This window comes from Lentilactobacillus hilgardii (genome assembly GCF_009832765.1).
In the GTDB taxonomy this organism is placed as follows: Bacteria; Bacillota; Bacilli; order Lactobacillales; family Lactobacillaceae; genus Lentilactobacillus; species Lentilactobacillus hilgardii.
Window position 1 is genome coordinate 2620034 of the sequence record NZ_CP047121.1, and the last position, 15781, is coordinate 2635814.

6 protein-coding genes are annotated in these 15781 nt (G+C 41.2%); 1 reads left to right on the forward strand and 5 read right to left on the reverse strand.

The window, feature by feature from the left end; genetic code table 11:
- Nucleotides 1–43: 43 nt before the first annotated feature.
- The 5 genes from GQR93_RS12470 to ilvB form a co-directional block, all read right to left on the reverse strand.
- Nucleotides 44–1069 carry a ketopantoate reductase family protein gene (locus GQR93_RS12470; RefSeq protein WP_004466277.1) on the reverse strand — a complete coding sequence of 342 codons (1026 nt, stop codon included), beginning with the start codon at nucleotides 1067–1069 and terminating at the stop codon, nucleotides 44–46.
- A gap of 471 nt (nucleotides 1070–1540) precedes the next feature.
- Entirely contained in the window at nucleotides 1541–9967 is an 8427-nt protein-coding gene (locus tag GQR93_RS12475; RefSeq protein ID WP_004466276.1) for an LPXTG cell wall anchor domain-containing protein, read from the reverse strand.
- Between the two features lie 384 nt (nucleotides 9968–10351).
- Entirely contained in the window at nucleotides 10352–11134 is a 783-nt protein-coding gene (locus GQR93_RS12480) for an ABC transporter ATP-binding protein (protein ID WP_004466274.1), read from the reverse strand.
- A gap of 227 nt (nucleotides 11135–11361) precedes the next feature.
- Entirely contained in the window at nucleotides 11362–12402 is a 1041-nt protein-coding gene (ilvC, locus tag GQR93_RS12485) for a ketol-acid reductoisomerase (protein ID WP_004466273.1), read from the reverse strand.
- A 108-nt stretch (nucleotides 12403–12510) separates the two neighbouring features.
- Nucleotides 12511–14214 carry a biosynthetic-type acetolactate synthase large subunit gene (gene ilvB / locus GQR93_RS12490; RefSeq protein WP_004466272.1) on the reverse strand — a complete coding sequence of 568 codons (1704 nt, stop codon included), beginning with the start codon at nucleotides 14212–14214 and terminating at the stop codon, nucleotides 12511–12513.
- 758 nt (nucleotides 14215–14972) lie between these two features.
- Between ilvB and GQR93_RS12500 the strand changes: the two genes are divergently transcribed.
- Nucleotides 14973–15692 (forward strand): hypothetical protein, encoded by a 720-nt coding sequence (locus GQR93_RS12500; RefSeq protein ID WP_225430316.1) that lies wholly within the window; start codon nucleotides 14973–14975, stop codon nucleotides 15690–15692.
- Nucleotides 15693–15781: the final 89 nt, after the last annotated feature.

Sequence of the window (15781 nt, forward strand, 5' to 3'; positions counted from 1 at the left end):
AATTTGTCAAAGGGATCAAAATAAAACTATGTTAGTTAAAAAACTATGCTTTGGCTTGAACTGTGGCTTGCTTTGCTGCCTGCTTCTTATCCTCGTCCAAAACCGATTGAATATAGCCATCAACATCGAATGTCCCAGAGAATTCAGCTAGATGAACCAAATTTCTCAAGAAGTCATGAGTCTTGGCTTCATAATGATACTTCAATCCCAAATCATAAATATAACCGTTGATGTAATCAACTTCGGTCTGCCGATTCTTGGAGATATCTTGGTACATAGATGGGAAATGCAATGGATTTGAGACACGACTGACGTATGAAACAGTCTGCCACTCTTCTTCACGGGTATTTAGCAAGGTAATGCCCGCTCGTTCACAAACATCAAATGCCTCATCAATTAATTGAACACCCAATTTCTTGGCCACTGGCGATTGAATATATTCACCCATGCGGATTTTAAACATGGTGCAAAGCGTATTAATAACCGAGTTGAAAATAACCTTAGCCATTAGTGTTCCCAAGAAGTTTGTTGTCAAATTAGGGTTTAAGCCTGCTTGCGTAAACTCATCAACGATTTGATGTGTCATTTGATCCGGCTTTTCGGTTTCATTGGCAACATTCATTGAACCGGCGCCTTTAGGACCGATAAAATCAACATCACCCGCCTTATTCAAAACCGTTCCGATTAAAGCAGTGCCGCCAAGAACACGCTCTTTAGGAAAATATTGATTTAGTTTTTCAATATGTCCCATACCGTTCATACAAGTCACGACGTATTGTTTATCGTTAAAGAAACGGGCACTTCGTTTCAAGAAGTCGTCTAATTGATACTGTTTCGTAAAGACAATCAAGACATCCGGATCACCCTTGTATTCTTCGGGATAATAAACATTTACCGGTACCAAATGCCGGTTCTGACCATCTCGGGAAACGTAGACCCCTTTTTGCTGACGAATTTTCTCAACCTGGTCCTCCCAAGTATCAACAAAATCAACATCGAATCCTGCTTCCTGAAGCAAAACACCATAACGCAACCCCATTGCACCTGCACCTAAAACTGTATATTTCATATTTATAACTCCCTTTCATGTCATCGCTATGTAACAACTATTCAATCGTCAACGAGTCAACCAAATAAAAAGTCGCCCTTCTGTCACTAAGACAAAAGGACGACAATTGGCCGCGGTACCACCTTCATAGATACGCTGTTCGTATCCACTCGTTGACATGCTTTAACGGACAAGTCCGAAACCGGCTAACTGCTAAAAACAGCTCACCAATCTAGTTAAAGAAAGCATGAAAGTCACGATCCGCAAATTCAATGTCATCTCTCAGCCGCCGAATGACTTTTCTGGTAATTGAATAGGACGAATGCTTCTTTCAAATTGATACTTCGCATTATGAGATTTAAATAACAAAATGTCAAGCATACTTTAATAAAAAGTGATAAAAATGTGAACGCTAGTGTCTTGTAAAACCAAGAAAAAGAAGCGCCGTAATTGACTTTTGGCGCTTCCTTTTTCTTTAAAAATTATTTTTTATCAAACCCGTTTCTTATAATAAACCATGCCGCCAATTGCAGCCATCAGCAATACCAATCCCAAAATAATCAGTTGCTGGTTAATATCTTCTCCTGTTTGTGGCAGGGCTGCTTTACCGGTATATCCTTGCGAAGGAATCCCGGACGGTGCGTCTGTTGAAGACCCTGATCCACTCACACCATTGCTGCCGCTAATCCCATCAGCACCACTCGTGTTATCTGAAGTGTTACCAGGCAGTCCTTGCGCTCCTTCAAGCGTCGCGCTGCCGTCATCACTATCTTCTTGTCCAGGAAGCGGTGCGGTTCCTTCAAGATCATCTTTAATATCGTTATGATAGATAAGATGGTCTGTGCCTGCCGTTACCGTTCCCGTTACGGTGGTACTTGGCATTGCAACACGGTTCTTCGTCGTTGTTGTTACATATCCCATCGACTGATAATCCTGTTCGGAAATGTTATACGCTGTTCCAAGCGGCATGCTTAACTTAATTGTCTGTCCATGCGTTAATTGGAAGGTTCCTTTGCCGTCAACTAAGGCAATTTGCCCAATCTCTGAAACACCGTTTTTAACTTTTTCTACTTGGAAAATACCATTCAGATAACCGCCAGCACCATCCTTCATCTCAATGTTAAAAGTAAAGGATTGTTTTGGATTACCAAGGTTGTTCACAAATTTGTCAATAATGAGCGTCCCCTCGGCAGGAACCATATCTTTGGTGTTAGTAAATGTGACCTTTCCCGCTTGATCTTTCACCAACTTAACGACGTCAGTCATCATCCCATCGTATTTACCTGCACTATTAACTTGATAACTCGCAGCAAACCCTTCAGCGAATGCCTCACCAATCTGATAAGTGCTGCTTATTGGCAGATCTTTAATCAGAATTGATTCGTCACCTTTTAGATAAATAGGTGTCGACTGTCCATTACGAATTGAAACCGTTACTTCTTCGCTATGACCATTTCTGGCGATCTTGGTTGCTTTAAAATCACCATAAGCATTTGTATAAATCACAAACTTGAAATTGCGATTCTTATCAGCTTCGGAAAGTCCCGTTCCAGCCAAGCGCTTGGCAATTTCCATAGAAGCAGTTTCTGATTTTTCCTTATGGTTGACAAAATTAACCAGTCCGTTTTTCCCATTTACCATTTTAAAACTTTCAGTTGCGTTACCAGCCGTTATTTGTCCACCATTCACCTGATAGGATGTACTGAAATCGGCAACCTTTGTTTCCGTTACCTGGTAATGATAGTCAATCGGAAGTCCCATGACACTTAAATATTCCGAAGATTTCAACGTCAAATCGGCAATACCGTTTTTAAATTCGAGTCCAACTTCTTCCATGTGACCATTCTGGCTTCGCATAGTTGCCGTGAACGTTTCATTTAAGGCAATATCCGATTTGATTCGGAAACTGAACGATCTCTGTAAATCCAGGTTACTAATGCCGTCCCCATCTACCTTTTTATGAATTTCAAGGTTTGTGGTTTCCGGTGAGTTTTTGGCATTATAGAATGTGACATGTCCAACCTTATCATGCTCAAGGCCAAGATATTCTGTGACTTCTTTTTGATGCTCGGCTCCTTTATCGATTCTGTAGGACACGTTATAGTCCGCCTGCATATCCTGCGCAATGATTTCGCGAACCGAATACTTGACGTTAGTTGGCAAGCCCTGGAATGCCATAGATTCGCCATCTTTTAATAGGACTTGCTCGGAACGGCCATCAGTAAACTTGATTCTTAGATTTTCCTTATTTCCATGCTGATCTCTCTTAACTGCTTGATAGGCTTTATCCGCCAATTCGGGAGTCGTTGTGACATAGAATTCAAATTGACGATCCCTATCTGCAGGTGTTAACTGATCACCTATAACCCTCTTGGTTATCTTTAATCCTCCTGCCAGTTTTTCATTCATGAATTGGACCACGGTCTTTTCATCTTCGTGAAGTGTCCAATTAATCGTTTCATTACCGGTTACCTCTGCGTTCGTATTGATCGCATGGCTGGTCTTAAAGTCGGCTTGCGATGTCTCAATAACTTTGACCTTTGCGCCGTCTGGTAACCCTGTAATCACAGCCCTTTCATCCCCGCGTAATTTTAAAGTACTCAGTTTTCCCTTATCAAGGGTAATCATTTTGATATTGCCATCTACTAAGGTGACAGTTCCCGATTGTTTATGATTTTCCCGATCAATAATGGTGATATCAAACTCTCCGTCTAATTTGCGGTCTTCCTTATCTACCACATTTAGCTTGAACTCGAATTCTGTCTCAAAATCCGTTTCAGAAAGGGCTCCCTTTAAGACCTTTCTGATTTCCAGTGATGTTCCAGGACGATGGTTTTTGAAGACAAGCGGCGGTAGGCAGTTTGTTCCACAATCATCGGCTGAACCGGTTGTCACTTGGGCTTCTTTGCCATCATTCCAGTTGTCGCCACCATATTGATGACTGACATGATAGTCATCACCAATGTCCTCAGTGATTGTCATCTTCAACCCTTTAATCATAAAGAAGGTGATTGTTTGGCCAACTTTGAGTGATACTTTGGCATGATAAACATTGCCTGCGGCTTTTGAGAACACGATCTCCTGCTCATCTGTTTCACCACTCTTGATAGCCTTAAACGTTTTTTTGTCACCCCATTCGGAATTTGGATTTGTAATCGTTAAGTCAAATTCAAATGCCTTGTCCTTTGGAATATCAAGTCCACTTGCTACTTTCTTAAGCGTAAACGGTACACAATCCGGTGGTGTATTTCGGAACATAACCGAGTTTCTTCCCTTTTCTCTGTTCAGGTTCAAAGTAACGTCATCACCGGCACGCTCGAATTCTCCATCGATGTGGTTGTAAACGGTCCAATCACCCTTTTGATAGTCAATTTCTTTAATTTTAAATTGTCCCGCATCCGTTGGTAATCCTTTAACAATCAACTTCTGATTATTTTGAAGATTAATCGGTTGTACGTTGGGTTGGTCACCAAATCGCAACCCGGTTGCTTTACCTTGATCATTAAACACAATCTTAACCGTTAAATGACCATGAACCGATTCTCCCGTTGCGGCATTAACAATTGCAACCACATAGTCGTTGCTCTTAACCGCATTCCGGGTTTCTTCGTTGCCGGCTGTTACATCAAAAGTAAAAGTATCATTGGTATCCCGGCCGGAAACTATTTTCTCGAACTCGAATTGATTTTCTTTGTGTTCGTTAATAAATTTGACATGACTGCCTATGGAAATCGGACCCACTACATGAAATCCGTCATGATCAACTTCGACCGCTTTTTCATCACCGTTATTTAGCTTGTAAAATGTTTTGCTGTAGACATCATCGTGTTTTTCCCGAACAACAAGCTGAACATTTCCCGGAAGCTTAATTTTACGATAACTTTCGCCATCCTTTAGCAGAATGTCTTTGTCGCCAAGTAACTGGGTGCTTTTACCGTTTTCAAACCTAAACTGAACGTCTGTATCTTGGCCATTGTTATGCTTAATTCCTGAAACTAACGAATTAAACTCTTCGTACAACTTGCCATCTTTATATACTTGGAGTTCAAATTTGAATTCCCGATCTTTATCACGATCCTTATTTTCGCCCCGAATCGCTTTTGAAAATTCAAACTCACCGGAATCCAAGGTATTCGTGAAAGTCACAATTCCGGGAGATCCCGAATCGTCAAATGCCAAGACATCGGTTTTCTTCGATCCGTCACCTGCCGGATGGGTAACGTTAAGTTGCCTAATACTATGAGTCGTTTTATATCCATCCCCGTTGGTTTCAATAACCCGGTAATAGGCATTGACCGGCAATCCTTTAATCTTAAGGATTTCACCATTCTTGATCCCAGGGAGGCCTTGGCTCACACCTTCGATAAAGGTCACTTGAGTGGATTGCATTTCACCATTAAGTTCTACATCAAAGCGACCGTTAACACTTTCATCTATCTTTCCGTCTTTGTCGGTAAACTGAACCTCAAACTTAAATTGATCATTTCGTGAAGCTGGGTCGCTGGATTGAACGTTTTTCTTAATGATCAGCTCATTCATCGTCGGATTTTCAACCTTAAGCACGTGTACTGTTTGGCCATTAGTCAAATCACTCATCCTAAATTCCGGAGACGTGTAATTTGCATAGTATCCACTCAGTCCCTGTGTTTCAACGATTCGATAGACGGCTTTATCGCCAAGATTGTTGAAGGACGCCATTCCATACTCATCCGTTGTCTCAACCATATCCTGTTTCTCGTTATTGCCATCCAGATACTGGGCCGGTACCCATTTTTGAGTGGCTTTATCATACCGTTCAAGCATAAACATGACGCCTTCCAAACGTTTGCCTGTCTTGGCATCCAATTTAACCACGTTAACCGCAAATCTTTCATAAGATCCCCACGCACTGGTATCGGACTTAACTTTTTCTTCCTCAATAATCTTTTCGTCACCATATTCCAAGGTCACTTTATTTTCAAAAGAACTATTGGCAGTTGAAGTCTCTCTAACCGTGTAGTATTGGACCAATATCGGTTGACCATCGATCACGTCTTTATCAAATGTGATGGTCATATTATCCAGCGAATCGGAATAATCCAGCTTATACGAGTCCCGTTGAATTTTGTCTCCCGCAGTGTACGTTACTTTACCATCGTCGCCAATTGATCGATTTGCTTTGAATAAAGTCAATTGGTAGGTTGGATCATGTGTAATCAAATGATGGTGGGTTTGATTGGCAATTGAGTCGGTCACTTTAATTTGTTTGGAATCAATATTTCGACCATCACCGTTAAGAACCACCTGCCATTTTATGGCTGGTAAAGTCCGTTCTTCCGGGGCCGGTGAAATATCCATTGACTGACCGCTCTTATCTAAAAGGTGACCATTGTCTGTATAGGAAACAGTAGCCTCAGTTGTCCTTTTACCATTCTCATCACCATACTGTCCCAAACCTGAAAGCGTAATTTTATTACGGAAAAGCCATTTTTTAAAATGCTCATGCTTATCATCACTAAAATCGAGAGATGGTACTTGAGCTTGAAAATTAAGAACAAAGACCGTTTTCCCGGCTCTGTATTTTGCTAGCCCACTTTCTGTTAGTTTTAAGTTGAATGTTACTTTATGATTCTCGTTTTCACTTTCGTCTTTGTCCTCAACAATTTTATAATCATTTTTCTCCAAAAGTTCGGCTTCACCATAACCGGAACCGTCATTCGCTAATTTAGCAAGCGAAATCTTTAGACTTCCTAATAGGTTTGAAATATCTTGGAGTGTTTTATCATTCGACACATCGTCATTACCGGTCATTTGATCGGTACCGACAATATCAGTAATGTCTATCCCGTCTTCTGTAAGAAGCTTTGCCAGTGCCTCGCCCTCACCTAAATAACCCATGTGATTAAATGACACTTTCCAGTCAATGTGACGACCGTTTTTTTCATGGAAGTTTTCACTCAATCTTCCAGTTTTGGTTAAGTGCTGACGCATAAAGGCGGGAACGCCTCTCCACGATTCAACGATATTGTCTCCACCGTTATAACTGACCTGCGCTCGGTTAACAAACGAGAATGGTGGTTTTTTTGCAATAGCTTCTTTATCCAGAGGAACATTATAGTAACCGATTCCGAATCTATAATTTGTCTGATTCTCACCGGGAAGTTTTTTAACCGTCAGCTTGATGGCCTTCGTAGTGTCGTTAAATTCAATCTCAAATGCTTCGTCGCTTGTTCCTTCCCAATAAAATTTGCCATTCTTGTATTCATACTGATATTCTTTCCCTGAAACATTATTTTCAAAGAATCTTAGATAGTTTTTAGCATCTTGGTATCCGTTACTCGAAAGTTCATGATAAAATTTTCCAAAATCAAGATAGTCAACATCACCGTGAGGCTCCGTAATCACAAAGTCGCCTGTCACTTTCCGATTAATCTGATTAACGTTAATGCCCCAATCAGTGGTCATTTTTGACCAATCGGCCCCGAGACTTTGCTTGGTATCAATCCTCGGGTTTTGAATTGTTGAATATTTTTCCTGCCCATCCCACTGAACAAAGTTTTTTAAATCTTTATAGTCAGTGCTCGTAGCTTCATCCTTGGGAATGATATCGTAATAAAGATAATGGGTACCCTGAGGAATATTCGGCTTAAACTTAATTGTCAGTGTGGCAGGAGAGCCCTCTTCACCAGAAATTTCCGTTGCTTCAACCCAATCCTGATAAACGTTTCCCCCTTCACCCTTTATTTTGAGTTCATAGGAATCGGAGCCGACAGCTGCAAAGGCAAACTTCTCACTGCCTAGCCTATCTGTCATCGTGAAATTCTTCGTGTCTTCATCCACCGTAAATCTCACTTCATATCGAACATTTCCACCCGATTGAACAGTTGCTTTCTTATCCAATTGAGTCTTTGCCCGTGTAATGCTGGCATCCGCCTGTGCGCTGGTAATCTGATGGCCACCGATTTGGATATCCGTTACTTGAATCGTATTGACAAATTCATTTTGAGCAGCCCTCGTAACTGTTCCAATTGTTTCCAAAACAATTGATTCAATCTTTTCGCCTTCTTCAAGAATCCCTTTTTTTACCAATTCTGCTGCTTCAAAGGTAAAATCAATTTGTCGACCACTTGATGCATGACTAATATCACTTAGTTTCACCTGTTTAGCGGTAGTTCCTTTATTACCGGTAACGTGAATGATATAGTCTGCCGGATCTTTGTCAATTCCGTATTGGTATCCTTCACCAAATGTATCGGTTAAAACAACTTTATCAGCGGCAGCCCCGTCTTTTTCCACTTTGAAAGTTGATTTCCAATGAAGTTTATTGTAGTCAACAACTCCCTCGTCATTATAAAAGTCGCCATCCTTTTTTAGACTAATAGTAGCCTTCTCAACTTCAATTTTTGCATCTTCCCCGGCAATTTCACCAAAGGAAATTTCTGAGGCTTCTTTGTTAAACGTAGTCGTTAAACTCGCCCCATAGGAGATGGTGGAATGCCCCGGCGCCTTAGCCGTTAGAAAAGTAATCCGAATATCGTGTTTGTCAGAGACGGTGGTTCCCGCACCATTTTTGTGTGGGCTAACGGTAAATTCACCAATTTTAACACCGTCGGCAACAATTTCCTGTGTCACTTTGTCTTTGCCGTCGTAGTCAAATTTAAAACCGCTTAACACAAAGTCATAATAATCGCCGTCTTCAATTTCAAATTCCGGTGAATTCATTTCTTCAATACTGGTTGTATCCCAGTGCCAAGTAATCACGTTCTTGGAACTGCCGTGAATCTGTTCAGGAATCGTAACCGTTTGGCCATCGCCAAGCTTAGCTGGAATATCAATGGTTTGATTATCCATTCCTAAGGTAATCTTTGAAAAGAACTGTGTATCAATTTTATCATTCAGACTTTGACCGGTCCTAGCGGCAAATATTTGGGCATTCTTTACCTCATTTCGAATATTCGCCCCCTTACTCGGAACATCACCATCCGCATCGCCGGCATCTTCAGCATCCGCCTGCTTCAACGCTTCACTTGTGGTTGTGACATCTCGATCAATTGCTACGCTTTTAGCAGCCTTGGATGAACCGGGGGTTGTCGCTGCATTATCCACGACTGACGAAGAAGATTCCGCCACTTTTCCACCATTGTCATCATTTTCGGCAATCGCTTTTTTATTATTAACGGCTGCTTTTTTCTGATCATTTTTCCGCTTTTCTTCAAGATAGCTTTGGCTCTTTGTCTGATTGGATTGAGATATACTCCCCGAAGACTTCTCACTTTCATCGGTAGTCGATTCAGACCCTTTTGACTGTGACTCCTGAGATTGTGCCTGAGCCTTTTGAACCTGTTTTTGGGTTTCCTTCATCCTTTCCTGTTGCAACATGTTGTTAACCTTGTCTTCCGACTTTAGGTTGCCACTCGATGAACCTGCTTGATTTTGTTTCGGCTTATTTTCTTTCGAAACAATTGTCAAAAATGGTAATTTAACCAGTTTATGGTCAACCGCAACCGTCAACCGATGTTGATTCATAGCTCTTCTAAATTTAACGGGCAGCTTTACTTCCATATTTGTTCGACCAACAGCGTTTCGCCAGTGAATAGTTGAATCTTTACCATCCACATCGACAACAACCACCGTTTGGCCATTTGTATACTTGTACCGTTTCTTTTTTATCGTTAAACTTTCTTCATCGTACCCGAATGTTACAGCACCGCTTTTCGATATTGCCCCAACCGTTAAATCAAATGATAGCTGGGCTCTGTCTCCAACTTTCGAATTAGAAACAAATTGCTGATGCTGATTAACAAACTTTGCATTTTCCACGGCAATTTCATCTGTCGAAACTGCATCCGCCAAGGCTTGGCCAGCAGTGAAAAAATTACCAATCAACAGAGTCAAAACGCCAATGACTTGAATAATGACTCCTCTTTTTTTAATCCACATTTCCAGGTCCTCCTAATGGTTTTAATTAGCAGTATCTAATCAACACTATAAGAGTAACAAGAAAGTTTGGCTTTTTTTAAAAGAAATTGTGACTTTTATATATTGTTTCCAATAGGCCAACTTTTAATTTATGACTTAAAACTATTCACCAATGGCCGTTGAAGCAACAGACCTGGCCTCATTAATGCATATTCCTAGCGTATTTTAAGAAAATGAATCAGTCATCATTTGAACATAATATTGAAGAATTTGTGAAGAATTATTCAACTATGAATATGTACAAAAAAATTGCGGCAACGTTATTTATTTGCCACAACTTTTTAAATTTTATCTGTTTCCCATATTTCGACCACACAACACATCGTTTTTAACTACGGCTGATCGCTATTTCGGATAAACTGCCAACCGGTTTCCGGAGATCGTCACCGTTTGAATCGGCTTACTATAAAAAGCCGATAAACTGGTTTCATTCAGTACGTCCTTCCGCTTACCTGCTTGAATAACCTGCCCCTGGCGCAAAAGTAACACATTATTAAAGCACGGTAAAAGCTCTTCAGTATAATGAGAAACCAAAAGCAGCACCGGTCGATTAGGCATCCGGGAAATTTGCGCGACCCGTTTCAGCAATTCTTCCCTTGCGAACAAATCCAGCCCGTTACACGGTTCATCTAAGATTAATAATTTAGGATGAGCCATCATTGCCCGAGCGATCAATACCAATTGACGTTCTCCCTGAGACAACACTGCATATTGTTTTCCCAATAGCTTTTGACCACCCATGTCAATTAAGGTTTGGCGGGCTTCGTCTAAATCCGCTTGAGAAAATTCTTGATAGATACCAATGCTGGCAAACTTTCCTGATAGAACGATAAAATCTACCAAATCACCCGTATGAAGCTGATCTTGGAGAGCGTTACTGACCCAGCCAATTTTGGTTTTCAATTCCGGAATATTAATATGGCCGAATACCCCACCGAGCACCTCCAAATTCCCAGAAGTTGGCCACAAATCTCCATGAATCATTTTTAACATAGTTGTTTTGCCGGCACCGTTCAATCCTAAAATCGCCCAATTTTCGCCTTGATTGACCTGCCAATTAATATGATGTAAAATTTTCTTTTTGCCTCGGGTAACCGAGACATCGTCAAAGCGTAAAATTCTTTCCATAAGCGGCCTCCTAAATGTATATGTATTCAAAAGGACTGAATAAACCGGAGCGGTTTTTATTCAGTCCTTTCGTTTAATTGCTTAGTTAAGCGTGAGTTGTGATGCTCACAATCGATCCGCAACTTTTTCCGAGTTAGTTAGCGGAAGTTCATTTATCATTTCATTCAATCAATGCACAAAGCCAGCTATGCCTAATGATCAGTTAGCAAACTTGTAGTTAGGCAATCTTACTTTTCAGCTTCTGCTTTTTCTTCAGTAGGTGTACTGTACTTGTCGGCTTCACCAACAAATGACATGTGATCACGAAGATCAGCACCAACACGTGAAAGAAGTGAGTTAGCTGAACGTTCACGCATCTTGTAAAGCTTCTTGAAGCCGTTACGGTAGTCATCCATGAATTCTTTAGCAAATGAACCGTCTTGAATCCGCTTCAAAGCGTCTTTCATAGCTTGCTTGGATTCCTTACCAACGACCTTTGGACCAACTACATATGAACCATATTCAGAAGTGTTCGAGCAGTCAGCATACATCTTGTTGAACCCACCTTCGTAGATAAGGTCACAGATCAATTTCATTTCATGATCTACTTCAAAGTATGCCAACTGTGGTGAGTATCCTGCTTCGGTTAAGACTTCATAACCGGTTTCAATGAGCGCGGTAACACCACCCATAAGGACGTTTTGCTCACCAAACAAATCTTCTTCAGTTTCTTCTTTGAAGGTTGTCTTCAATAGTCCGGCACGTGCTGCACCATTTCCTTTGGCGAATTCCTTGGATAAATCTTCGGCATGGCCTGAATAGTCTTGGAAATAACCATATAATGCTGGAACACCGGAGCCTTCAACGTATGTACGACGACAAAGATTACCTGGGCCTTTAGGTGCCATCATAACAACATCAACGTTTGCTGGTGGTACGATTTCTTTATAATGAATGTTGAAGCCATGTGAAAAGCCTAATACATTGCCTTCCTCAAGGTTAGGTGCAATTTCATTTTTATAAACATCACCCATAACTTCATCAGGCGTTAACATTTGAATCCAGTCTGCACGACGAGCTGCTTCGGCTGGTGTGTAAACATCGAATCCATCGATTTTGGCATTTTCAAATGATTGTCCTGGGCGAACACCAACGATAACGTCATAACCTGAATCTCTTAAGTTGTTAGCTTGGGCATGGCCTTGAGATCCATAACCGATAAAAGCAATTTTCTTTCCTTGAAGATAATTGGTGGTAACATCCTTGTCATACAACATTTCTACACTCATACTGATTCCTCCATTTTTTATGTTAAGTATTTTTTCTGAAACAATTGTCGTAGGAACTTAAACTCAATTTAGTAATGAAAGGCCTCACCTCCTAAAATGTGGTCATCCTTAGAATCCAATCATGTCATTATTCTTGTGACCAGGTGCTACCATTGGGTAAACCTGCTCATCAACCGGTACTTGAACTTCTACCAAAGTTGATTTGGGATCATCGAAGACATCATTGAGTTGTTGCTCCAACGGTTCTTCCGGATTTAACTGCTGATAATTAATGTCGTAGGCATCAGCAAGTTTCTTAAAGTCCGGTTGATGATCAAATAACGACTTGGAGCGATGATTTGAATAGAAAGCATCCTGCCACTGTCTAATCATTCCTAATGCATGATTATTCAAAAGGAAGATTTTAACATTCAAGTCCTCAGCGGCCAAAACTTCCAGCTCTTCACTAGTCATTTGAAAGCCACCATCCCCCACAAACAGAACAACGTCTCTGTCACGGTTTCCTAATTTAGCGCCAATGGCGGCTGGCAGACCATACCCCATCGTCCCTAAACCACCTGAAGTGACAAGTTGTCGGGCATGCTTGAATGGATATGATTGAGCTGCCCACATTTGATGTTGGCCAACGTCGGTCACAACAATTGCATCACCATTGGTCGCTTTTCCGACGGCCTCAATGACTTCATGAGGGTTAAACTGTCCCGCAGCCGGTTTGGCATCCTCGGGATTTTCATCTTTCCGGTCTTCCACCAGCTGATTCCAAGCAGGCGTCTGCGTTTTGGCTGCTGTACTGCGGTTCATTTCTGTTAATGCTGCTTTTGCATCGGCCTCAATCGAATAATCCGCCTTTAAGATTTTGTTTAACTCATGCGTATCAATATCGATATGAACAATCGTCTTATTATCCGCAAAATCTGAAGCTTTTGGCACCATCCGATCATCGAATCTGGAACCGATATTAAGTATATAATCGCTTTCGGTCAGTGCCATGTTGGCAGCATAGCTTCCATGCATACCACCCATTCCCAAGAATAACGGATCCTTGCTTGGGAGTATACCAAGTCCTAACAATGTAGCCACAACCGGAATGTTCCAGTCATGAACAAATTGATTGAATGCTTTGGTTGCTCCGGCGGCAGCCACTCCCGCCCCAACAATGACGACTGGTTTGGAAGCACTACTCAAGGCATGAAGTGCGGCTTCAATGGTCGCTTCTTGGGTTTTCCCCAATTGTTGTGGTTGCTTTGCCCGTTTCGTCGGCGCATTTTGTTCAAAAATAGCAGATTCAGAAGTAACATCCTTTGGTAAATCCACCAAAACGGGACCTTTACGACCACTTTGAGCAATTTCAAATGCTTTAGTCACAACACTATGTAAGTCGTTCACATCCTGAACTTGGAAATTGGCTTTGGTGATCGGCTTGGTCACACTCACAATATCCAACTCCTGAAAGGCATTGGTTCCAATTGCGGAGCGAGTAACCTGGCCCGTGAAAACAACCAACGGAACCGAATCCATTTGAGCATCCGCAATTCCTGTGACAACATTTCCGGCACCCGGACCACTGGTTACACAAACAACTCCCGTCTTACCGGTTGTTTTGGCGTAACCTTCTGCAGCGTGAACGGCACCTTGTTCATGACGGGTTAGTACGTTACTAAACGATTTTGTATAAAGTGCGTCATATAAAGGCAGAACCGCACCACCCGGATATCCGAACAAAAAATCAACGTTTTGTTCTGCTAATGCATCAACCAAGATTTCAGCACCGGTTTCAGTCGCGGTTGCTGGCTTTGACTCTTCTGCAAGCATATCTGATTCACATCCTTTCAAAACAACATGTGTCTAACAACATCACGTCAAGCTCACAATTGTTTAATCGGTGAATAACTTTTTCGTGATGGTTGAAATTTAACACGGAAGTTATAAATTTGTCAACACCCAAATTAAATATTTTCTAATCTGTTTCTCACGAATTGCTTTGAAAACGGTGTCACAGTCGTGATCTGACGCTCGTAAAATTATTTTTAAGGATTAAATTTCGATAGGATTCATGTGAGAACTTAGCGAAATTTAATTCTTGCCTATTGACAATACTAGCTTTTTGAAACAAGTCAAGACTTAATTTTAACTTTTTTACATGGTGATACATCACCTTTTGGCGCATTATATGAAGAAAACAATTCAAACTTTTTCAAATTAAATTTATTTGATAAAATTTGTTGCATTCTTCACAACCTGTGGTATAGTTAGCGAAAAGTTAAAAAATGAGAATTTGATTCAGGAAAAAGTAACTTGTCCGACTGTTAGCAAGAGAGTCCCGGTATGCTGGAACGGGATAACAATCAACGAGTGAAAGTAGATCCACTCTTATAATCAAAACCGGCACTGCCCGTTACCCAGCCGTGTATAAACATCGCACGATTTGAGACAGTTAGTTCCTTAACCGTGAACAAAGGTGGTACCGCGTTAAAAACGCCCTTTGAAAAACTTTCAGAGGGCGTTTTTATTTTTGACTTTTTTACTTTGACTAAACTTTTAGATTTTGATTTCAGAAAGGAATGATGACCATGACGACTAGCATAATCCCAGCTGCAGCAAATGCGCCAATGCTGAAATACTTCGAATCACAAGGATTTAACGAACTTTATATCGATAAGGACTCGGTGGAAAACCAATTAATGGGTGGGGATACCAACCGAGTGTTAAGTTTATCGGATTACGCGCAATACTTACGTTGCATGAGAAATGCTACCAGTGCTCACTTATTGGCTGACACTTCTTTTGGTGGCGACGATGCGACGAATTGGGCTGACACTGCCGACGAACTGGTTCGTTGTGGTGCCAACACAATTTTGATTAGTGATTACCAGAGTAAAACGACCAGTCACCAACCAAACCTACTTTCTGACGAAGATTTTGAGGCTAAGATCCGAACTATGAAAACAGAATTAACGGACACCAACACGAATGCAATTGTTAACCTTGGTGGTTTTTCAGTATACGGTTTGGAAGGTTTGACAACCCGTATCGATATTGCCCGTTCCCAAAATATTGCAAAGATTTCAATCAGCAACGTCACTGCAAAGGATCTTTCAATCATTGGGGCCATTATGGAGCCAAACCAAGAGATTGGTTTGGCGATCGATAACCCAAAGATGACATTTGGCAGTGCGCAACAGGTTAACCCTGCATTTGTCCTTGACACCTATCATCCCAAAAAAGCCACGCAGCAATGGGTACAGAAAGCTGGTCCTTCAGTTGTTCTGCGCCTTTACATGGGTAATTGAGAAATATGATGATCTAAGAGGATGAAAACCGGGACCACTGTCAATTTAACAGTGGTCCCGGTTTTTTATTTTGAGAAAGGAAAGTGATT